A 20,674-nucleotide genomic window follows, 5' to 3' on the forward strand; every position below is an offset into this window, starting at 1 on the left:
AGGAGCCGCGGTGCGGATCGCCGAGACCGGGCCCGGGACGGCTGTTGCGCCGGTGAGCCGGGAACGGGCCGGTGGTGGCCGGCCCGTTCCCGGGGGCCGTCAGCCCACCTGGCGGTGCGGCGCCCGGTTCGGGGCCTCGCGGTAGAACCCGGCGATCATCGCATCGGTGCTCGGCGGGTTGAACGGCTGCCCGAGGGTGCGCATGATCGAGTTCTGGCTGGGCCGGTACATCCCGGTCCGGCAGTAGCGGGAACCCTGGTACGCGCCGACGGTGCCGCCGTCCGGGGAGGGCCGGCCGAGGTAGCGGTACCACTTGGCCTGCCGGGCGCGCATCCGGTCCGCGGTCAGCGCGCTGGCGTTCGGCTTGGTCGGCTCGGCCGGGTCGCAGTCGCCGTAGTCGTACTCGTCGGCCAGCCCGCCGATGGAGTGGCCCAGCTCGTGCTCGACGATCTGGGTCGACTGGCCGTTGCCGCCCGAGGCCGTCGCGACCCCGCCGCCGGCGCCGCCGTACTTGGTGCTGTTGGCCAGTACGAGGACCTGGTCCACGTCGGGTGCGGCGGCGGCGTACTGGTTGGCCTTGGTCTCGTCGGTGCACAGCAGCCGTTCGATGCCGCCGCACCAGAAGTACGAGCCCAGCGCGGTGTTGCGCTGCACGCCCTGGGTCGGGTCGTTGGTGATGCCCGACTGCGGGGACACGACGTCGACCTGCCAGATGTTGAACTGCTTGCGGTAGCTCTTGTAGGGCTCGACCGAGAACAACGCGTCGACGGCGGCGCGGACGTGGCCGGAGAAGGTGGACATCTCGCCGGCGGTGTAGCCGTCGCCGACCACCACGAGGTCGAACGTGGTGTCGCTGGGGCCGTTCGTCTCGATCGGGATGACCTGGGCCGGGCGGGCGATCCGGGCGGCGGCCCGGTCGCCGGCGGGCCGGGTGACCATCGCCCGGTGGATGGTGCCGCCGGGTTCGAAGACCTCCATCGATGTGGTGAAGCCGGCGGCCGCGACCACCGGCGCGGCGGGGGCGGATCCGAGGGCGAGCGCTCCGCTGAGCGCGGCCACGAGGCAGGCTCGTCGCATGGGTACTCCTTGCGGGGAGGAAGGGAAGCCCGTTCACGATCCCGACTTTCGACGGCTTCCGACACATCCCAAGTGGCCATAACCTCGGGGTTATGGACGTCGAGCTCCGGCATCTGCGGCTCCTGTGCGCGGTGGCCGACGTCGGCAGCATTTCCCGGGCCGCGGCCGGTATCGGCAGCAGCCAGCCGGCGTTGACCGCTTCGGTGCAGCGGATCGAGCGCGTCTTCGGCGGGCGGCTGTTCACCCGCAGCGCCGGCGGGGTGGTGCCGACCGAGTTCGGCGAGTGCGTGCTTTCGCGCGCGCGAGCGGTGCTGGCGGCCGCGGAGGTCATGCACCGGGACGCTTCGCGGTGGCTGGTGGACGGGGCCGAGCGGCCGGTCTCGCTCGGCGGTGTCGGCTCCTCGCTGGTGGTCGAGCTGGCCGGGCGCCTCGACCGCGGCCCGTCGGTCTCGGTCAGCACCGAGTTCTCGCCCGTGCGGCTGCTCGAACGGCTGGTGGCGGGGCAGCTCGACGCCGCCGTGGTGGTCGACTACCCGGGCCACGAGCTGCCGGCGTCGCCGGGGGTGGAACTGCACCCGCTGGGGGTGCAGCCGGTGTTCGTCGCGCTCGCCGCGGGCCACCCGGCCGCGGCCGGCCCGGAGATCGACCTGGCGCGGCTGGAAGGCGAGCGGTGGGTGCTCGGCCCCTCCGACGGCGCGGGCTGGCCGGAGTGCTTCGAAGAGGCCTGCGCGCGGGCCGGGTTCCGGCCGCGGGTCGCCCACCGCAGCACCGAACTGCGGGCCCTGCAACGGCTGACCGCCGGCGGGCAGGCGATCTCCCCGTGCCAGATCACCTTTCCCGCGACGCCGGAGATCGCGATCCGGCCGCTGGTCGGCGATCCACTGTGGATGCGCTACCTCATCGCCTGGCGGGTCGGCGGCTTCTTCGGGGCCGAGCCGGGCCCGCTGATCGAGGCGGCCGAAGCCGCGTACCGGTTCGACACCGACAGCAGCCCGGCGCACCGGAAGTGGCTTAGCTCCCGGGCGTAGCGCCGTCGGCCCCGCACCACACCGCACTCGCCGGAAAGCCCTGACCGCCGCCGTTCCCGGGGCGGCCCGTCGCCGGGGGATGGCCTCCGCGCGCGTTCATCCCGCGGCGGCCCCGGCCTCGTCGATCTCGGCCATGTGCTCCTCGGCCCAGGCGCGGACGGCGGCGAGCGGGGCGTCCAGCGACCGCCCGAGCGGGGTGAGGCGGTAGTGCACGCGCGGCGGGTTCGCCGCTTCGACGCGGCGGGTGAGCAGCCCGTCGGCGGCCATGCCCTGCAACGTCGAGGCCAGCATCTTCTGGGATATGCCGGGGATCCGTCGCCGCAGCTCGGCGAAGCCGACCTCGTCCGGCTCGGCTTCGGCGAGCACCTTGACCGCCATGGAGAACCACTTCGTGCCGATGCGATCGAGCAGGCGGCGGGTGGGGCAGGCCGGGTCGAACAGGTCGCCCCGGCGGCGGGGGAGGGGGTCACCTGCGGGTTACCACCTTTCTTCGCGGTGCCTTCTTGGCGGGCGTCCTGGAATTACCTATCTTCACCAGGTAACCAAAGGTAACCACCAAAGGAGGGGTCATGTCCACGATCACGCTGCACCGGATCCCGGCGAACGGGCTCGAGGTGAACGTGGCGATCGCCGGGCAGGGTCCGGCCGTCCTGCTGCTGCACGGGTTCCCGCACACCTGGCGGCTGTGGGCGCACATCGTCCCCGCGCTCGCCCGCGACCACCGGGTGATCGCCCCCGACCTGCGCGGGCTCGGCGAGACCAGCCGTCCCGGGCGGGGCTACGACGCGGGCACCCTCGCGACGGACGCCGAGGCCCTGCTCGACGCGCTGGGCGAGCCGTCCGCCGCGGTCGCCGGGATCGACCTCGGGGCCGCGCCCGCGTTCCTGCTGGCCCTGCGCCGTCCCGAGCGGGTGCGCCGGCTGGCGCTGATGGAGGCCGTGCTGGGCCCGCTGCCCGGTGCGGAGGGCTTCGCCGCGCCGTGGTGGTTCGGCTTCCACGCCGTACCCGGTCTGGCCGAGACCGTCCTGGCCGGGCACGAGGCCGAGTACGTCGGCTGGTTCCTCGACGCGGGCACCCGGGCCGATGGGGTCCCGCCGGAGGTCCGGGCCGGGTTCCTCGACGCCTACACCGGATCCGGCGCTCTGCGCGGCGCGTTCGAGCACTACCGCGCGTTCCCGGAAACCGGGCGGCAGATCCTCGCCGCCACCGGGGCCGCGCGGCTGGTGGTGCCGGCCATGGCCATCGGCGCGCACCCGGTGGGCGACCGCCTCGAACGGCAGTTGCGGCCGATCGCCGACGACCTCACCGGCCACGTCATCCCGGACTGCGGCCACCTCGTCCCGCTCGACCGGCCGGACGTGCTGCTCCCGCTGCTCAGGGACTTCTTCGCCTGATCGCCGGCCCCGGCCGCGCCGGGAGCGCCCGGTGTCCGATCGCGGTGAACCCCCGGCCGGTCTTCGCGCGTCCGGGGCCGGGCGGTGTCCGTCCTTTGTGGAGCGTGTGGTCAGTGCCCGGGTCCCCGCCGGTCGGATGCTTCGCGGTTTCCCGCCCACGCCCACGGGCCCAGCAGCACGGTCTCCAGCGCCGCCACGTCCGGGACGACGGCCACGGCGCCGGTGAGTTCGCCGGGCCGGGCGTAGCCCCAGCCGACGCCGATGGCCGGCACGCCGTGGGCGGCGGCCCCGTCGACGTCGTGGTGGCGGTCGCCGACCATCACCACCGGGGCGTGCGCCGGGTCGAGGCCCAGCCGTTCGAGCACGGAGGCGACGACGTCGGCCTTGGTGCCGCGGCCGTTCGCCTCGTCGGCGCCGCCGACGACGGTCAGGAACTCCGAGAAACCCAGACCCGCGGCCACCCGCACCGCCAGGGGCTCCGGCTTCGACGTCGCCACCGCGAGCTGCATCCCGGCGTCGCGCAGCCGGGCCAGCAGCTCGCGGATACCCGGGTAGACCGGCGTGTGCGTGGGCGCGATGGGGTTGTAGGTGGCGTCGTAGGCGAGCCTCGCGGCCCGGGTCTGATCGGCGGACAGCCCGATCGCGAGCAGACCGGTGTCGAGCGGCGGCCCGACCAGCGTCCGCAGGACCTCGGGGGCCGGCCGCGGCCCGCCGATCTTCGTGATCGCCAGGGCGAGGTGCTCGGTGATCAGTGCGGCCGAATCGGCGAGGGTGCCGTCCAGGTCGAACAGCACCGTGCGGCGCACACCCGCCTCGTCATCCGGCCCGTCGCTGCTCCCCATGCCGCCCCTCCCGGTTCCGTTCGTCCGAAGATTCGGCTCACCCTACGGCGCCTCGGCCGAGACGGCCTGAGTGCTCTGCCGATCCGGAGGTGCCTTCGCCGCCAGGTCAGGCGGGCGGCTCGGCGAAGATGCCGTTGACGAAGCTGCCCGGGTGGGTGGCGGCGTCCTGGCGCAGCACGGTCAGGGACGGGGGCCAGGCCACGGTGAGCGGCTGGGTCTGGCCGGGCGGGATGGTCACCAGCCGGGCCGGCGTCCAGTTCGTGGAGCCGGAGCTGCCGATCGCGCCCGGGGTCTGGGCCAGCACGGTGACCGTCGCGGTCGCGGACCGGCCCGGGGCGAGCACGTTCACCGGCCCGCCGTTGCCGACGCGGGGCAGGTGGTAGGTGGTGCCGTTCGGATCGGCCGGGCCGACCAGGTCGACGCCCGGGACGCCGTGCAGCTCGCACGGGCCGGATGAGGTGTTGGTGAAGCTCAGCGGCACGTCGGCCTGGCCCGGTGCGTTCTCGCGGGGCAGCGGGGGGCCGAGCGAGGCCGAGAGATCGGCGGTGGTGCAGCGCGGGGTGGTTCCGGCCGGGACCCGGCCGGAGGGCGCGTTCCCCGCGGGCGCGTTCCCGGCGGTGGCGGGGAGGGCCTTCGTGGCGACGGGAACCGCCGCGGCGACCGAACCGGCCGGGGCGGTCGAGCTGGTCGAGCCGTTCAGGGCGGCGTTCGCCACGGCCGTGGGCGCCGCGCTGGTGACCACCGGCGCGACGACCGGACCGCTCCCTGCGGAACCACAGGCCGTGAGGGCGAACGCCCCCGCCACCGCCGCGGTGCCGATCGCCATCCGCTCCACCCGAGCCCCGACCATGACCTCTCCCTCCGATGGCGCGCGGACCGTCCTTTTCGGACCGGCGCCGCTGCCGTCCCCGTATCAGAGGTGCCCAGGCCGCCGCCGGGGATGCACCACCGTGAGATCACCCGCACCCGGGCAACCCCCGCGCCCGCCGGACGTCGGCCCGCCGGTGACGTACGCGGCCGGGTTCGCCTCGCCGGCCTCAGCGCGGCGGGTCGCGGTAGTCCTTCGGCGGCGCCCCCAGCAGCTGGGTGAACATGGTGGAGAACGCGGCCGGGCTCCCGTACCCCAGGCCCGCCGCGACCTCGGCCACCGGGCGGTCCGCGGCCAGCAGCGGCAGCGCGTGCAGCACGCAGGCCCGCCGGCGCCACTGGAGGAAGCTCAGCCCGGTTTCCGCACGGAACAGCCGGTTCAGCGTCCGCTCGCTCAGGTGCAGCCGGGCGGCCCAGCGTGCGGGCGCGTCGTGCACGTCCGGCGATTTCGCGAAGGACTCGCAGAGGGCCCGCAGCCGTTCGTCCCGGGGTAGCGGCAGCTCCAGCGGCAGCGGCAGGCACCGCGAGACCTCGTGCAGCAGCAACGCGTTCAGGGCCGCGTCGCGTCCGTGACGGGCGTACTCGGGCTCGATCTCGACCGCGGCCAGCAGCAGCTCCCGCAGCAGCGGGGCGACCTCCACGGCCCGGCAACGGCGCGGGAACCACGGCACGGCGGACGGTTCGAGGTAGAGGCTGCACGTGCTGACGTCCGTCATCAGCACGGAGTGGTCGGTGCCCGGCGGGATGAGCACCGCGCGCCGGGTGGGCACGGTCCAGGTCCCGTCCGCGGTCTCGACCCGCATGGACCCGGTGGCGCCGTAGAGGAACTGGGCACGGCGGTGCCGGTGGCGGGGCAGCAGGTGACCGGGCGGGTAGTCGGTGCTGATCGCCAGCACGGCCCGGTCGAGCCCGTCGACCTCGGCGAGCGGGACGTTGCGCACCCGTCCGAGCCTAGACCGGTCCTGTCCGTTCCGCGAAAGAACCTGACGTCCTTTCGAATGCGCGCCGCGGCCCGGACACTTAAGTTCGACGGGTGCCCGAATCCCTGCTCATCCTGTTCGCCTTCGGCTGCCTCAGCGGCGTCACCACGGTCCTGTTCGGGTTCGGCGGGGGGTTCGTCACCGTGCCGGTGATCGCCGCGGTCGCCGGCGGCGCGGACCCGCTGCACGTGGCGGTGGCCACCTCCGCGGTGGTGATGGCGGTCAACTCGGCCGGCGCGACCTTCGCCGGGCTGCGGTCGGGCCGGGTGCGGCGGGAGTATCTGTGGCCGCTGACCGGGTTCGTCGGGCTCGGCGCGGTGCTGGGCGCGTTCGCCGCGACCCGGGCGCCGGACGGCTTGCTGCGCGCGCTGTTCGCCGCGTACCTCGCCGTGACCGTCCTGGACAGCCTGCTGCGCCGGGGATTCCTGCGTCCGCCGGAGCAACTCGGTCCGCTGGGCCGGGTGACGGTGACCGCCGGCGGGGTCGGCATCGGTGCGGTGGCGAGCTTCCTCGGCGTCGGCGGCAGCGTGATGACGGTGCCGCTGCTGCGCCGCAAGGGCCTGCCGATGACGGCGGCGGTCGCGCTGGCCAACCCGCTCAGCCTGCCCGTCGCCCTGGTCGCGACCGCGGTGTACGCGAGCGCCGGCCCGGGCCCGGCCGGTTATGTGGACCCGGCGGCGGCGCTGGCCCTGCTGGCCGGCTCGCTGCCGACCATCGCGCTCGTCCGGCGGTTCGCCGGGCGACTGCCCGACCGGGTGCACGTGGTGGCCTACCTCGGGCTCCTGGTGGTGGCGCTGGTCGCGGTGCTGGCCTGACCAGCGCGGCAGCGGCTCGGCGGCCCATTCACACCGTCCCGTCCACGCTGCACTCCACCTGAGACTCGTGCCCGCCGACCAGCGTCCGCGGCGGGGCGCGGTAGCGCGTCACCCGGGCGGCGTGATCGGCGGGCCCGGGCGAGAATGACGCGCGTGAACGCAGAACAGGACCCGGCCGGCGCCGAGCGCGCCCGCCCGGCCGGCTGGACCCACCGGCACCGCGACGTCTCGGGCGGCTGGCTGCGCCCCACGGTGTTCGGCGCGGTCGACGGGCTGGTCACCAACGCGGCCCTGATCGCGGGGGTCGGTGGCGGGGGCGTGGCGCCGCACACGATCGTGCTGACCGGACTGGCCGGGCTGGTGGCCGGCGCGTTCTCCATGGGCGCGGGCGAATACGTCTCGGTGACCAACCAGAACGAGCTGGTGCAGGCCGAAGTCGCGCTGGAGGCGGAGATGCACGCCCGCTACCCGCAGCAGGAGCACGAGGAGCTGGTCGGCCGGTTCGCCTCCTACGGCGCCGACGCCGAGACCGCCGAGCGCATGGCCGAAGCCGTCTCGCGCGACCCCGACCAGGCGCTGCGGCTGCACACCCGCGAGGAGCTGGGCGTCGACCCGCAGGACCTCCCGTCCGCCCTGCTGGCCGGCGGGGCGTCGTTCGCCGCGTTCTCCCTGGGCGCGCTCCTGCCGCTGCTGCCGTACCTGTTCGGCGCCCGCACCCTCGTGGTTTCGCTGGTGCTCACCGCGCTGGCGCTGCTGGCCGGCGGCATGGTGGTCGGACGGCTCACCGGACGGCCGCTGCCGCGTTCGGGCCTGCGCCAGCTCGTGCTGGGCGCGCTGGCCGTGGCGGTGACCTACGGGATCGGCCAGCTGATCGGCACGCCGGTCGGCTGACCGGCGCCCTCAGCGGTAGGTGATGCCCGGGAAGTCGGCGCGGGCCCGGGTGAACTGGGCCTCCCGGTCCGCGGGCCAGCCGAACGCCGCGGTGGCCAGCGGTTTGAGGTCGACCCCGGCCGCGCCGCTCATGAAGTGCACGAACTCACCCCAGTTCAGGTCGCGGGTGAAGTCGGTGCCGTTGTTCGGGAAGTACCGGCCCAGCAGGCCGAAGAACCGGACCATCACCTGGGCGTGCCCGTGGTCGCGCCACAGCGGGTAGAACCAGTCGCGGAACCAGTGCGTGTTCGCCCGCGGGAAGCCGTCCACGTGGCTGTCGGCCATCATCCGGTCGTAGAAGTCCCGGGCCTGGGCGGTCAGGCCGAGCGCGGTGTAGGCGTCGTAGATGTAGAACTCCATCCACTTGCTGTCGCCCCAGAGGCCGAACGCGGGGGAGCCGTGCTTGCCCGAGGCGATGCTCTCCACGATGTGCCCGGTCTCGTGCGTGGCGACCTCGTACTGCGGGCTCGTCCAGTTGCTGCCGCCGACGTCGCTGACGTTGCGGTGGTCGTGGGAGGCGTCGTAGACGGTGGAGGGGTGCCCGCCGGAGTACTTGCCCTCGTGGTGGATCGAGTACAGCCGGTCGGCGGTCATCCTGTTGCCGGAGTTGCCGTACGTGCCCTGGGCGTACTTCCACAGTCCGGTCAGGTAGGGCATCAGCCAGTTCTGCGCACTGGGGTCCACGTCGTCGTCGAAGTAGAGCGCCACGGTGTCGTTGAACGCCACGCGCTTCAGGAGCTGGTCGTGCTCGAACCAGTGCTCCTGCCAGGTGGCCGCCGGATCGGCCGCGGCCGGTCCGGCGGTGGCCGTGGCGGGGACGGTGGTGGCGAGCGCCAGGGCGCACACCAGGGACAGGACTCTGCGCATGATCGCCTCGGATTTCCTCGGGGACGGGGCATCGATCCGGACCGGAAATGAGGGTAGGAGGTGATTTTCCGGCTGTCATTGACACAACGGGACAGATCGCCCACCGGTGGACCCGGGTGGGCGACGCCAGGTACTATGTGTGGCATGGTAGCTGGCGCGAGCAGGAAGCCGATGACCGAGCTGCGGCGCGGCACCATCGCGTTCTGCGTTCTCGCGCTGCTCGACGAGCGGGAGCGCTACGCGGTGGAGCTGGTCGGCGCGCTGACCGACAGTCAGGCGCTGGCGGCCGGCGCGGGGACCATCTACCCGCTGCTGTCCCGGCTGCGGGAGGACGAGCTGGTGGTCACGACGTGGAAGGAGTCCCCGTCGGGGCCGCCGCGGCGGTACTACCGGCTGACCCCGGCCGGGCGCCGGGCGCTGGAGTCCTTCCGCGGGGAATGGGCGCAGTTCCGCGACGCGGTCGACCTGCTGCTGGAGAAGGGAGCCCCATGAGTACCGAACCGACCACCACGAGCCAGTTCAGGAGCGAGCCGTTGTCCGCCGCCGAGGCACTGAGCACCGAATACCTGGACCGGCTGCGCCGGGCCGCCGCCGGGCTGCCCGCCGGGCGGCGGGCCGAGCTGATCGACGACATCACCGCGCACCTGAGCGAGCTGATCGGCCCGGACGCCGACGAGGCCCGGGCCCGCCAGGTCCTCGACGAACTGGGCACCCCCGAGGAGATCGCCGCCGCGGCGGCCGCCGAAGGCGGGACCGCGCACCCGGGCGGCGGCGAGCTGGCCTACGACGTGGCCACCGGACTGGTGCTGCTGCTCGGCGGGTTCGTGGTCCCGGTGCTGGGCTGGGTCGCCGGCGTGGTGATGCTGTGGAACGGCCCGCGCTGGAGCACCCGGGAGAAGTGGGCGGGCACCCTGATCTGGCCCGCCGCGATCGTGGTCGGCGTGGTGCTGCTGCTCGTCGCCCACGCGGGACTGGGCCCGGCCGTGCTGCTGATCGGCGGGCTGGTCGTCCTGGCCGGGCTGATCGCGGGCTTCGCGGTGCTGATGCGCGCGGCGGCCCAGCGGCGGGCTTGAGCGGTTCGGCTGGCGACGGTGTCCGGCGTCGGGCTTGAGCGGTTCGGCCGCCGGGCTGGCGACAGTGTCCGGTGCCCGGCGGCGGGCTTGAGCGGGTCCGGCAGGCGGGCCCGCGACGGCGTCCGGCCGCCGGGCCCGTGACCGTGGGGTTCACCGTCGCCGCGGCCCGGTGGTCCGGCCGCTCGCCGCCGCGGTGCAGCCGTGCCCCGAAATCCCGCTCTCGTCCCGCTCGATGGTCCTCGGGCCCTCGAAACCACTTCGCCGGATCGCCCGTGCGCGGTCCGGCTCCAGAGAGGATTTTCCATGACCCAGCCCGAAAACCCGCCCGTGCCCGCCCCGGCGCCGCGCAAGCTGATGCGTTCGCGGGAGCACTACGTGTTCGGGGGCGTCTGCGGTGGGCTGGCCGACTTCTACGGCTGGACCCCGTACCAGGTGCGGCTGCTGTTCGTGGTCTCCTGCCTCATCCCCGGCCCGCAGTTCCTGCTCTACCTCGTGCTGTGGTTCGCCATCCCGAACGCGCCCCGGCGCCGCTGACCGCACCGGCGGCCTGCCCCTCGGCCGGACCCGTCTCGGCCCGGCCGGGATCAGCCCTTCATCACCCGGCGCTCGAACTCCACGGCCAGCCTCGGGTAGAGCCGGGGCAGCAGCCGGACGATCAGGTCCATGGCCTTGGCGTCGGTGCCGACCAGGATGCGCGGGCGGCCCGCGACCACCCCGTCGACCACGATGACCGCGGCCTGTTCGGCCGGCATCTTCAGCAGCTTTTCGTTGTACACGCGGGCCCTGGCCTCCGCGCGCGGGGTCAGGAGGCCGAGTTGCCGTCCCCGTTCGAGGCCGGCGTTGGCGATGTTGGTCTTGACCCCGCCGGGGTGGACCACGCTCACCCGCACCGGGTGGCGGGCCAGCAGCAGTTCGGCCCGCAGGCTCTCGGTGAAGCCGCGGACGCCGAACTTGGCCGCGCAGTAGTCGCTGAGCGCGGGCTGGGCCATGATCCCGTTGAGGCTGGAGACGTTCACCACGTGCCCGTCGCCGGAGGCGATCAGGTGCGGCAGGAACGCCTTGGTGCCGTGGATGACGCCGAACAGGTTGATCCCGAGGACCCGTTCGTAGTCCGCCCAGTCGTTGTCGAGCACGCCGCCGCGGCCGCCGCTGACCCCGGCGTTGTTGTAGATCTGGTGCACCACACCGAAATGCCCGGCGACGGTCTCCGCGTAGGCTTCGACCGCCTCGCGGTCGCTGACGTCGAGCCGCGCGGAGTGGACCTCGGCGCCGAGGGCCTTGACCCGGTCCGCGGTCTCGGCCAGGCCGAGCTCGTCGACGTCGGACACGGCCAGGCGCGCGCCGCGGCGGGCCAGTTCGAACGCGAGCCGGCGGCCGATGCCGGAACCGGCTCCGGTCACCGCGGCCACCTTGCCGTGCACGCTGCTCATGGGATGCCTCCTGAACGGGTTTTCGACGGTACGGCGGTGCGCGCCAGCTCGGTGGTCAGCTCGACCAGCCGGTCGAGCACCCCCGGCGCGAGGTGGTGGCCCAGCCCGGGGATTTCGACGTGGCGAGCGCCGCTGATGGCCTGCGCGGTGGCCCGGCCGCCACTCGGGTGGACCATGCGGTCCTCGTCGCCGTGCACGACGAGCGTGGGCGCGGTGATGCGGCGCAGTTCGGCGGTGCGGTCGCCCGAGGCCTGGATCGCGCTGATCTGGCGCGGCACCCCGGGCAGCCGGCCGCCGGTGCGCTCCCACACGGCCTTGGCCCAGGCGTGCTCCAGCCCGGCGTCGGGCGGCAGCGTCTGCGAGCCGATGTGCGCGAGCAGGGCCAGGTGCCGTGCGGCCGATTCCGCGGCCGTGCGGGCCGGGGCCCGGGCCAGGTACCGCAGCGTCGAGCGGGCCGGCTGCCCGACCCGCCGGTTCCCGGTGGTGGAGAAGATCGAGGTGAGCGTGGCGACGCGGCCGGGGTGGCGGGCCGCGACGGTCTGGGCGATCATCCCGCCCATGGACATCCCGGCCAGGTGGGCCCGCTCGACCCCGAGGTGGTCCAGCAGCCCGACGGTGTCGGCCGCCAGGTCGCCGAGGTCGTAGGCCCCGGGCCGCGGCCGGGCCAGCAGCAGCCGCAGCCGCCCCGGGGACCGCTGGGGGATCCGGCTCGACCGGCCGGCGTCGCGGTTGTCCAGGCGGATCACCCGGAAACCGCGGCCGGTGAACCCGTCGACCAGGCGCTGCGGCCAGGAGGTCAGGTCGAGCCCGAGCCCGGCGATCAGCACCAGGGCCGGGCCGTCCTCGGGGCCCTCGGCGCGGTAGCAGATCCGGGGCCCGGCCGGGAGTTCGGCGAACCGGTCTCCGGCGGGCATCAGCGGCCCACCGCCTCGGCCGCGGGCTCGGCCGGCGCCGGCGCGGTGGCGCGGGAGAAGTGCAGCTCGGGGTCGAGCACGCTGGCCCGGCGCAGCACCTTGACGTCGGAGTGGTAGTCCATCGAGGTCAGCCAGGGCGCGCGGTCGCCCTGGCGGGGCAGCCGGTCCACCGAGCGCTGGACGTAGCCGGCGCCGAAGTTCAGGAACGGCCGGGTCGGCATGGCCGGATCGGCGGGCTCGGGGCGGCAGACGGTGTGGCCGTGCGCGTCCATGTGCGAGAGCAGCCGGCAGAAGTGCTCGCACAGCAGGCCGACCTTCAACGTCCAGGAGGCGGTGGTGTAGCCGATGGCGAAGGACAGGTTCGGCACCCCGGAGAGCATCATGCCCTTGTAGGCCACGGTGTCGGCGAGGTCGACCTCGGCGCCGTCGACGGTCAGCGGGATGCCGCCGAAGGGCTGCAGGTTGAGCCCGGTGGCGGTCACGATGATGTCCGCCTCCAGCTCACGGCCGGACTCCAGCAGCAGGCCCTTCTCGGTGAACGTGCGGATCCGGTCGGTCACGACGCCGGCCCGGCCGGAGCGGATGGCCCGGAACAGGTCGCCGTCCGGGACGAGGCACAGGCGCTGGTCCCACGGGTCGTACGGCGGGTTGAAGTGCTCGTCCACCGGATAGCCCGCGGGTAGCTGCTTGGCGGTCACCCAGCGGATGATCCGCCGGGCCGCCTTCGGGAACCTCCGGCAGAAGCGCCAGACCGCGCGCTGCCGGAAGGCCCCCAGCCACCGGGCCATGGCGTGCCCGCGCTCGTCGCCGAAGACCTGCTTGAACCGCTGGGCGAGGGCGTCGCTCTTCGAGATCGGCAGGATGTAGCTCGGCGTCCGCTGCAGCATGGTGACGTGGGCGGCGGTCGGCGCCATGGCCGGCACCAGCGTGACCGCGGTGGCGCCGCTGCCGATGACCACGACCCGCCGGCCCGCGTAGTCCAGGTCCGCCGGCCAGGCCTGCGGGTGGACGATCGGCCCGGGGAAGCGCTCCCGGCCCTCGAAGTGCGGGGTGAAGCCCTCGTCGTAGCGGTAGTAACCGCCGCCGCTGAACAGCCAGTCGCAGGTCAGCGTGGTGCGCTCGCCGGTGTCGGCGCGCTCGACCTCGACCGTCCACCGGGCCTGCTCCGACGACCAGGCGGCTCCGACGACCTTGTGGTGCAGCCGGATGCGGCGGTCGAGGTCGAATTCGGCGGTGGTCTCCCGCAGGTAGGCCAGGATCTTGTGGGCGTCGGCGATCGAGTCCTCGTCCGTCCACGGTTTGAACTCGTAGCCGAAGGTGTAGAGGTCGGAGTCGGAGCGGATGCCGGGGTAGCGGAACAGGTCCCAGGTGCCGCCGGTCGCCCCGCGGGCCTCGAGCAGCGCGAACGAGCGGTGCGGGTGATCGCGCTGCAGGTAGTAGGCCGCGCCGATGCCGGAGATCCCGGCGCCGACGATCAGCACGTCCAGGTGTTCGGCGCCGGACGGCACGGCGCCGGACGGCACGGCGCCGGACGGCACGGCGCCGGACGGCACGGCGCCGGAAGGCACGGGGGCGGAGGACATCGGCGGCAACTCCCAACGGTGGTGGTCGACGGTCCCCATCGTCCGGCCCGGGCTGCGGCGGCGCCAAGGGCGATCGGCACCAATATGGCGGCGATGTGGTGCAGAGTGCACCGCTCGGCCGGATCTCAGCCGCGGCCGGGCGCCAGTTCGGACTGGATCTCCTCGGCCCGGGCGATAGCCGCGGCCGGGTCCGCGGCGGGGTTGCCGATCAGCGGGTCCCAGTTCAGGTCGTAGAACAGCTCGGTGACCCCCTGCTCGCCGAGCCAGGCCGCGTCCTGGCGGATCTGCTCGTAACTGCCGGTCAGCCGCCGGCGGTGACCGTCGGGCCCCGGCCGCTCCGCACCCACCCGGACCGCGCCCCGGCAGACGAACCGCAGCGCGGACGGGTCCTTGCCCGCCTCGGCGGCGGCCCGGCGCGCGGTCTCGATCTGCCCGGCGATCTTGGTCAGGTCCTCGCCGCTGGCGCTGAGCCAGCCGTCGGCGATGCGCCCGGCCCGGGCCACCGCCGCCGGCACGCCCCCGCCCAGCAGCACGGGCGGCCCCGGTGTCTGCACCGGCCTGGGCCGCATGCGGCTGGGCGGCACGGTGTAGAACTCGCCGGCGAACTCGCTGACCTCGTCCGCCCAGAGCGTGCGCAGCACCCGCAGGTACTCCTCGGTGCGCGCGGCCCGGCGCGCGGTCGACGCCCCGGTCGCGGCGAACTCGACCGCCGACCAGCCGACCCCGAGCCCCAGGTCCAGCCGGCCGCCGGAGAGCAGATCGAGGGTCGCGGCCTGCTTGGCCAGGTGGACCGGGGACACGAACGGCAGGTTCAGCACCGCGACCCCGAGCCGGATCCGCGTGGTGCGCGCCGCGGCGAAACTCAGCGCCACCACCGGATCGAGCACGCTCTGGTACACCGGCGCCAGCTCTTGGCCGGCTCCGACCAGGAGGCGCTGGAACGTCCACAACGACGAGTAGCCCAGCTCTTCCGCCCGCTCGGCGAACCGGGCGAGCGGGACCGCGCCCGCCCAGGCCCCGGACGCGGGGGCGCCGAATCCGATCTCCATCCGGCCAGCCTACGACCGCCCGGCCCGTCGGCCGACCGGGCGGCCCGGTGATCCCGGCGACGTGGCCGGGGGTGGGCCGCGTGGATGCCGCGTGGATTGATGCCGGTGATCCGCCGGTGACGGGGGAGGTGCACGGCCCGCTGCGCAGTCCCGGCCACCCAGTCCTAGCCACCCAGTCCTGGCGCTCAGTTCTTGCTGCTCAGTCCTGGCCGCACAGTCTCTGCCGTTCAGCCCTCGCGCACAGTCCTCCTCGAACGGCCTTCGCCGCACGGCCCTCGCTGCACGGTCTTTGCTGCACAGTCCTTGCTGCTCGGTCCTGGTTGTACCGCCCTCGCCGCATAGTCTTGCCGTTCAGCCTCGCGCACCGTCCTCGCTGGACCGTCCTCGCCGCGCAGTCCTTGCCGTTCAATCCTCGCCGAGCAGCCGGTGGCTCGCCCCCAGCAGCATGGTGAGTAAGGTAACTGCCTCCGGCAGCGTTCTCCGGACCGGAAGCAGCAATCCGCACCGTGCCGAGCAGGCTGTGGTGCACTCTGCACCGCTACCCTGACGCCATGTCGTGGGAACTGCCCTCCCCCCGGATCCGGGAGCTGATCCGCCAGGGCGCCGAGATCGCGCTCAACCCGCCGCCGGAGTGGCTCGCCGAGCTGGATGAGGCGACGCTGGCCAGTCCGGCGATGGTGCCGATCGCCGGGGACCCCGTGCTGGCCGCCGGGACGCGGCGGACCAACCGGTCCAACCTGGTGTTCTGGGCCGCGGCCAACCTCCGGGCCCCGGGGGAGCCGGTCCGGGCCAACGACAGCGAGGCGCCGCTGGAGGTGGCGCGCGATCTGGTGCGGCGCGGGCTGGACGAGTCCTCGCTCGACGCCTACCGGATCGGGCAGGGGGTCGCGGAGCGGTTCTGGGTGCAGATCGCCTGTTCGCTCACCACGGACACCGGGGAACTGCGCGCGATGCTCGACGTGTCGCTGCGGTCCATCGCGGCCTTCGTCGACGCCACCGTCGCCGTGATCTCCGAGCGGATGCGCGCCGAGCGCGGCGAGCTGACCCGCGGGACCCACGCCGAGCGCCGCGAGATCGTCGCGCTGGTGCTGGACGGCGCGCCGATCACCCGCGTGCGCGCCGAGACGCGCCTGGGCTACGCGCTGGAACGGACGCACACCGCCGCCGTCGTCTGGACCGACGACCCCGACGCCGACCTGCGCGAGCTCGACCGGGCCGCCGACGCCCTCGCCGCGGCGGCGGGCGAGACGCGCCCGCTGAGCGTGCTCGCCAGCACCGCGACCCGCTGGGTGTGGGCGCACGGCCGCCCGGACGTCGCCCAGGTGCGGGCGGCGCTGGAGCAGCTGCCGTCGGTGCGCATCGCCCTCGGGCCGGCCGCGGCCGGGGTCGACGGGTTCCGCCGCAGTCACTTCGACGCGCTCACCACCCAGCAGATGCTGGCCCGGCTCACCTCCGGGCACCGGCTGGCCGCGCACGACGAGGTGGAGCTGGTCGCGCTCGTCACCAGCGCGCCGGACCGCGCCGACCGGTTCGTCAAGCGGGTCCTGGGCGAACTCGAGGGCGCCCCGCCGGAGGTGACCGAGGCGGTCCGCACCTTCCTCGCCGAGCAGGGCAACGCCTCGAAGGCCGCCGCCCGCCTGTTCACCCATCGCAACACCCTGCTGCGGCGGCTCAACCGCGCGGACCGGCTGCTGCCCCGTCCGCTGGCCGAGCACCCCCTCGAAGTCGGGGTCGCCCTGGAAGTCCTTCGCTGGCGGGGCGACGTCTGACCAAAGCAGTTCCGTCGCGGGGGTGATGGACACCGGTAATGGGTTCCGCGATATCCCGGCGGCGGCAGTCGTGGATGGTGGGGAAATCACGTCCAGCACCCGAACCGGTCAGGTGTACCGCGTTCCCCGGCCGGGCGGTACCCGCCAAAGTGCATTCTCGGACATCGAGCCCGGAAATGGATCGACCAGTGTCCGGCCGACCTCGGTCAAATGGGTCTTTTCGGATGTTCGAGCAGCTCAATGCCGATGTTCGGCGAGTTTCAGCGAAGCGATAAACGAGTGCCGCACCGTCCGAAGTATTAGTCCGTTCGGCGGTACGAAAGCATTTCCGGAAGAAACATTCCCGACTTCCGAAGGGTTGCTTACTTTCCACCGGCTGAGTTGAATTCCCGGCAGATCGAGCGAAAAAATTGGAGGCACTATGCGTAGAAGTATGCGAGGCCTGTCAGTTCTTGTCGGATTCGCGTCGTTCGCCCTGGCCCTGGGAGGTTCGCTGCCGGCGCAGGCCGCCCCGGCCCCGGTCCGGCCCGCCGCGGCCCACGTCTGCAACCAGGACGTGCGGCCGGGTCAGGCCACTTGTTTCGCGCTCAAGCGGACCGACGTCAAGGAGCCCGCGGTCCTCGCCCCGGGCGCCGCCCCGTCGGGGCTGGGCCCCTCCGACCTCAAGTCCGCCTACAAGCTCGGCGACGGCGGGTCCGGCCAGACCGTGGCCATCGTGGACGCCAACGACGACCCGAACGCGGAGTCCGACCTCGCGGTCTACCGCCAGCAGTTCGGCCTGCCCGAGTGCTCGACCGCGAACGGCTGTTTCAGCAAGGTCAACCAGAGCGGGCAGGCCAGCCCCCTGCCGGATCCGGACAGCGGCTGGGCCGGTGAGATCTCGCTCGACGTCGACATGGTCTCGGCCACCTGCCCGGCGTGCAAGATCCTGCTGGTGGAAGCCGACAGCGCGACGATCGACAACCTCGGAACGGCGGTGAACACCGCGGTCTCGCTCGGGGCCAAGTACGTCTCGAACAGCTACGGCGGCGGCGAGGACGGGTCGGAAGCCACCTACGACTCGCAGTACTACAGCCACCCCGGCGTCGCGGTCACCGCGAGCACCGGTGACAGCGGCTACGGCGCCAGCTACCCGGCGACCGGCGCCGGCGTCACCGCGGTCGGCGGCACCTCGCTGACCGCGGACGGCTCCAGCCGCGGCTGGAGCGAGACGGCGTGGAGCGGGGCCGGCAGCGGTTGCTCCAGCTCCGTGGCGAAGCCGTCGTTCCAGTCCAATGTGGACACCGGTTGCGACAAGCGCGCCGAGGCGGACGTCTCGGCGGTCGCCGACCCGAACACCGGCGTCGCGGTCTACCAGACCTACGGCGGCTCCGGCTGGGCGGTCTACGGCGGCACCAGCGCCTCCTCGCCGATCATCGCCAGCGTCTACGCGCTGGCCGGCGCGCCGGGTGCTTCGGACAGCCCGAACTCCTACCCCTACGCCCACACCGACGGCCTGTTCGACGTGACCAGCGGCAGCAACGGTTCCTGCGAAGCCAGCCAGCTGTGCAACGCCGGCCCCGGCTGGGACGGCCCGACCGGGCTGGGCACCCCGAACGGCTCCTCGGCGTTCGCGGCCTGACCGAGCAGCCACGACCGGTGCGGGTGGGGGACCGGCGGTTTCCCACCCGCACCTTTCCCAGGCGGACCTCCGCCTTTTCCGGACCCGCGCACAGGAGCGAGATCATGAAAATCTGTTCGTCGAGAAAACGCGGCACCATCGCCTTCGCCGCGGCGCTCGCGGTGGCCGCGCTGGCCGCCCCGGCCACGGCCTCCGCCGGCGGGTACGCCCCGCACTCCCCGCAGGACAACGTCTGGGGCGGGTACGTGGCGACCGGGTCGGGATTCACCTCCATCTCGGGCTCCTGGGTGGAGCCCGAGGTCACCTGCAACTCCCAGAACGACCTGTTCGCCCCCTGGGTCGGCGTCGACGGCTACGGTTCGCAGACCGTCGAGCAGACCGGGGTGGAGACCAACTGCGAGAACGGTTCGCCGCAGTACCGGGCGTGGTACGAGATGTACCCGGCCGCGCCGGTCTACTGGGACGACGCGGTCAGCGCCGGAGACCACTTCACCGGCAAGGTCCAGGACACCGGCGGCGGGAACTACGACATCACGCTCACCGACGACACCGCGGGCTGGACCGAGCACACGACGCAGAACCTGGGCGCCTCCGACGTCAGCGCGGAAGCGGTCATCGAATCCCCGTCGCAGAGCTACCCGTCGTTCTCCCGGCTGGACTTCTCCGGCATCACCGTGAACGGCCAGGTGTTCGACAGCTACTCGCCGCAGGGCCTCGACAGCGGCGGCTACCAGCCGGGCCCGCTGTCCGACGGAGCCTTCTCCATGACCGGCGGCGGGTTCGCCCGGCACCACGCCGAGGGGACGAGGCCCGGGCAGATCCGATACTGAGCAGGAGGTTCGTCCCGGCCTGGCCGGTGGGTCCGCGAGGGCCCACCGGCCAGGCCGCGTTCCGGGGCCGGTGGGTGGCCCGCCGCCGCTTGCCGCAGACCGCGATCGGGGGGTCGCGGCCGGCCTCCGGGACGAGGCAGCGCGTCCGGCGGTGCGAGCAGGCCGCGTGACCACGCCGCGGTAACGCCTGGGCCTGCGACTTCTTCCCCGACACGCCGTCCCCGCGGATCCGGTGTGATCGCCATGGTCACACCGATCCGTGGAACTCGGTCATTCCCTTACGCCCGGTGATTGCTTAGCGTCGGTGGTGAGCCACTGCTCGTCCGGGTACCGGCTGCGCGGATCGGCCCGCCGCCCCTTATGTTCGGGTGGCCGGGTGATCACGGACGAACGAACCCCTCGCCGAAAGGGAACCGAAGGACATGGATCTGGAACTCTCCGAAGCGGACGTCACGTTCCGGGACGGGCTGCGGGAGGTGTTCCTCGGCGCCATCCCCGAGGACGTCCGCCGGCGCACCGCGCTGGGCCGCATCACCCGCGAAGACATCGTGACCAGCCAGCGCATCCTCAACGAGCACGGGCTCGCGGTGCCGCACTGGCCGCAGAAGTGGGGCGGGCGGGGCTGGACCCCGACCCAGTCGCACATCTACGCCTCCGAGCTCCAGCGCAACGCCGTGCCCACGCCGCTGGCGTTCAACGTGAGCATGGTCGGCCCGATCATCGCCGAATTCGGCAGCGAGGCGCAGCAGCAGAAGTTCCTCCCGGCCACGGCCAACCTGGACATCTGGTGGTCGCAGGGCTTCTCCGAGCCGGAGGCCGGCTCGGACCTGGCCTCGCTGCGCACCACCGCGCGGCGCGAGGGCGACGCCTACGTGCTCAACGGCCAGAAGACCTGGACCACGCTGGGCCAGTACGGCGAGTGGATGTTCGTGCTCGCGCGCACCGACCCGGACGCCCCGCGCAAGCAGCAGGGCCTGTCCTTCCTGCTGCTCGACCTGGCCACCCCGGGCATCGAGCACCGCCCGATCAAGCTGGTCGACGGCAGCTCCGAGGTCAACGAGTTCTTCTTCGACAACGTCGAGATCCCGGCGGAGAACCTGGTCGGCGAGGAGAACAAGGGCTGGACCTACGCCAAGTTCCTGCTCGGCAACGAGCGCAACGGCATCGCCCAGGTCGGCACCAGCCAGCGGATCTACCGCGAGCTCGCGGCGGCGGCGGCCGGGCAGGAGACCGAGGACGGCCCGCTCGCCGCCGACCCGCAGTTCCGCTCGGCCATGCACACCGCGAAGACCACGCTGCTGGCCCTGGAGGCCACGCAGATGCGGGTGACCGGTGCGTCCGAGAACGGCGCGGCCAGCCCGGTGTCCTCCCTGCTCAAGATGGAGGGCACCCAGGCGTTGCAGGCGCTGAGCCGGCTGCGGATGCACGCGGCGGGCCCGGACGGGCTGCTGCTCGACGCCGAAGCCCCGCTGCGGGCCGAGCACGCCGCGTCGGTCTCCGCCGAGCAGTACCTCAACCTGCGGAAACTGTCGATCTTCGGCGGCTCCAACGAAATCCAGCGCGGCGTCATCGCCAAGACGATCCTCGGGCTCTAAGGACTAAGGC

The 20,674-nt window shown here is 73.3% G+C and carries 21 protein-coding genes; 11 read left to right on the top strand and 10 right to left on the bottom strand.

What is annotated here, in order from left to right:
• Window positions 1-99 precede the first annotated feature (99 nt).
• On the bottom strand, window positions 100-1,077 hold the full coding sequence (locus NYF13_RS16755) for a M64 family metallopeptidase (RefSeq protein WP_315657924.1): 978 nt from the start codon (window positions 1,075-1,077) through the stop codon (window positions 100-102).
• A gap of 92 nt (window positions 1,078-1,169) precedes the next feature.
• Between NYF13_RS16755 and NYF13_RS16760 the strand changes: the two genes are divergently transcribed.
• The gene (locus NYF13_RS16760) at window positions 1,170-2,105 is read left to right on the top strand and encodes a LysR family transcriptional regulator (RefSeq protein WP_315657926.1); all 936 of its coding nucleotides are present in this window, start codon (window positions 1,170-1,172) and stop codon (window positions 2,103-2,105) included.
• A 96-nt stretch (window positions 2,106-2,201) separates the two neighbouring features.
• Here the strand turns inward: NYF13_RS16760 and NYF13_RS16765 are convergent, their stop codons facing one another.
• Entirely contained in the window at window positions 2,202-2,546 is a 345-nt protein-coding gene (locus NYF13_RS16765; protein WP_315660338.1) for a helix-turn-helix domain-containing protein, read from the bottom strand.
• Window positions 2,547-2,674: 128 nt separating this feature from the next.
• On the opposite strand from NYF13_RS16765, the gene NYF13_RS16770 reads away from it, so the two are divergent.
• Window positions 2,675-3,499 carry an alpha/beta hydrolase gene (locus NYF13_RS16770; RefSeq protein ID WP_315657927.1) on the top strand — a complete coding sequence of 275 codons (825 nt, stop codon included), beginning with the start codon at window positions 2,675-2,677 and terminating at the stop codon, window positions 3,497-3,499.
• A gap of 110 nt (window positions 3,500-3,609) precedes the next feature.
• On the opposite strand, the gene NYF13_RS16775 is transcribed toward NYF13_RS16770, so the two are convergent.
• The 3 genes from NYF13_RS16775 to NYF13_RS16785 form a co-directional block, all read right to left on the bottom strand.
• Window positions 3,610-4,341: an HAD hydrolase-like protein gene (locus NYF13_RS16775; RefSeq protein WP_315657928.1), complete on the bottom strand. Its 732-nt coding sequence runs from the start codon at window positions 4,339-4,341 to the stop codon at window positions 3,610-3,612.
• Between the two features lie 106 nt (window positions 4,342-4,447).
• Window positions 4,448-5,191, bottom strand: coding sequence for a DUF4232 domain-containing protein (locus NYF13_RS16780; RefSeq protein WP_315657929.1), 744 nt, complete (start codon window positions 5,189-5,191; stop codon window positions 4,448-4,450).
• 187 nt (window positions 5,192-5,378) lie between these two features.
• The gene (locus NYF13_RS16785) at window positions 5,379-6,149 is read right to left on the bottom strand and encodes a helix-turn-helix transcriptional regulator (RefSeq protein WP_315657931.1); all 771 of its coding nucleotides are present in this window, start codon (window positions 6,147-6,149) and stop codon (window positions 5,379-5,381) included.
• A 92-nt stretch (window positions 6,150-6,241) separates the two neighbouring features.
• Between NYF13_RS16785 and NYF13_RS16790 the strand changes: the two genes are divergently transcribed.
• Together NYF13_RS16790 and NYF13_RS16795 are read left to right on the top strand one after the other, a co-directional pair.
• Window positions 6,242-7,003, top strand: a complete 762-nt coding sequence (locus NYF13_RS16790) for a sulfite exporter TauE/SafE family protein (protein WP_315657933.1) — start codon at window positions 6,242-6,244, stop codon at window positions 7,001-7,003.
• A 153-nt stretch (window positions 7,004-7,156) separates the two neighbouring features.
• Window positions 7,157-7,894, top strand: a complete 738-nt coding sequence (locus NYF13_RS16795) for a VIT1/CCC1 transporter family protein (protein WP_315657935.1) — start codon at window positions 7,157-7,159, stop codon at window positions 7,892-7,894.
• A 9-nt stretch (window positions 7,895-7,903) separates the two neighbouring features.
• Here the strand turns inward: NYF13_RS16795 and NYF13_RS16800 are convergent, their stop codons facing one another.
• Window positions 7,904-8,800 (bottom strand): hypothetical protein, encoded by an 897-nt coding sequence (locus NYF13_RS16800; RefSeq protein WP_315657937.1) that lies wholly within the window; start codon window positions 8,798-8,800, stop codon window positions 7,904-7,906.
• Window positions 8,801-8,971: 171 nt separating this feature from the next.
• On the opposite strand from NYF13_RS16800, the gene NYF13_RS16805 reads away from it, so the two are divergent.
• The 3 genes from NYF13_RS16805 to NYF13_RS16815 all read left to right on the top strand — a co-directional run bounded on the left by NYF13_RS16805 (window position 8,972) and on the right by NYF13_RS16815 (window position 10,407).
• A complete protein-coding gene (locus NYF13_RS16805; RefSeq protein ID WP_315657939.1) occupies window positions 8,972-9,292 on the top strand; it encodes a PadR family transcriptional regulator in 321 nt (106 codons plus the stop codon).
• Window positions 9,289-9,873 (top strand): HAAS signaling domain-containing protein, encoded by a 585-nt coding sequence (locus NYF13_RS16810; protein ID WP_315657941.1) that lies wholly within the window; start codon window positions 9,289-9,291, stop codon window positions 9,871-9,873. Before NYF13_RS16805 ends, NYF13_RS16810 begins: the two co-directional genes overlap by 4 nt.
• Before the next feature lie 303 nt (window positions 9,874-10,176).
• Complete coding sequence (locus tag NYF13_RS16815; protein WP_315657942.1) at window positions 10,177-10,407, top strand: PspC domain-containing protein; 231 nt, start codon at window positions 10,177-10,179, stop codon at window positions 10,405-10,407.
• Between the two features lie 50 nt (window positions 10,408-10,457).
• Here NYF13_RS16815 and NYF13_RS16820 read toward each other — a convergent pair whose 3' ends face one another.
• The 4 genes from NYF13_RS16820 to NYF13_RS16835 all read right to left on the bottom strand — a co-directional run bounded on the left by NYF13_RS16820 (window position 10,458) and on the right by NYF13_RS16835 (window position 14,849).
• On the bottom strand, window positions 10,458-11,303 hold the full coding sequence (locus NYF13_RS16820; RefSeq protein ID WP_315657943.1) for an SDR family NAD(P)-dependent oxidoreductase: 846 nt from the start codon (window positions 11,301-11,303) through the stop codon (window positions 10,458-10,460).
• A complete protein-coding gene (locus tag NYF13_RS16825; RefSeq protein WP_315657944.1) occupies window positions 11,300-12,217 on the bottom strand; it encodes an alpha/beta fold hydrolase in 918 nt (305 codons plus the stop codon). The genes NYF13_RS16820 and NYF13_RS16825 overlap by 4 nt, the downstream gene beginning before the upstream one ends.
• Complete coding sequence (locus NYF13_RS16830) at window positions 12,217-13,800, bottom strand: NAD(P)/FAD-dependent oxidoreductase (protein WP_315657945.1); 1,584 nt, start codon at window positions 13,798-13,800, stop codon at window positions 12,217-12,219. The genes NYF13_RS16825 and NYF13_RS16830 overlap by 1 nt, the downstream gene beginning before the upstream one ends.
• Before the next feature lie 125 nt (window positions 13,801-13,925).
• Window positions 13,926-14,849: a TIGR03619 family F420-dependent LLM class oxidoreductase gene (locus tag NYF13_RS16835; RefSeq protein ID WP_315657947.1), complete on the bottom strand. Its 924-nt coding sequence runs from the start codon at window positions 14,847-14,849 to the stop codon at window positions 13,926-13,928.
• A gap of 551 nt (window positions 14,850-15,400) precedes the next feature.
• Between NYF13_RS16835 and NYF13_RS16840 the strand changes: the two genes are divergently transcribed.
• The 4 genes from NYF13_RS16840 to NYF13_RS16855 all read left to right on the top strand — a co-directional run bounded on the left by NYF13_RS16840 (window position 15,401) and on the right by NYF13_RS16855 (window position 20,664).
• On the top strand, window positions 15,401-16,618 hold the full coding sequence (locus NYF13_RS16840) for a PucR family transcriptional regulator (protein ID WP_315657948.1): 1,218 nt from the start codon (window positions 15,401-15,403) through the stop codon (window positions 16,616-16,618).
• A 433-nt stretch (window positions 16,619-17,051) separates the two neighbouring features.
• Window positions 17,052-18,239, top strand: coding sequence for a peptidase S8 (locus NYF13_RS16845; protein ID WP_315657949.1), 1,188 nt, complete (start codon window positions 17,052-17,054; stop codon window positions 18,237-18,239).
• A gap of 104 nt (window positions 18,240-18,343) precedes the next feature.
• Entirely contained in the window at window positions 18,344-19,069 is a 726-nt protein-coding gene (locus tag NYF13_RS16850) for a G1 family glutamic endopeptidase (RefSeq protein WP_315657950.1), read from the top strand.
• A 422-nt stretch (window positions 19,070-19,491) separates the two neighbouring features.
• Window positions 19,492-20,664 (top strand): acyl-CoA dehydrogenase family protein, encoded by a 1,173-nt coding sequence (locus NYF13_RS16855; RefSeq protein ID WP_315657951.1) that lies wholly within the window; start codon window positions 19,492-19,494, stop codon window positions 20,662-20,664.
• Window positions 20,665-20,674 lie beyond the last annotated feature (10 nt).

The organism is Amycolatopsis sp. PS_44_ISF1 (assembly GCF_032335455.1).
Taxonomy (GTDB): domain Bacteria; phylum Actinomycetota; class Actinomycetes; order Mycobacteriales; family Pseudonocardiaceae; genus Amycolatopsis.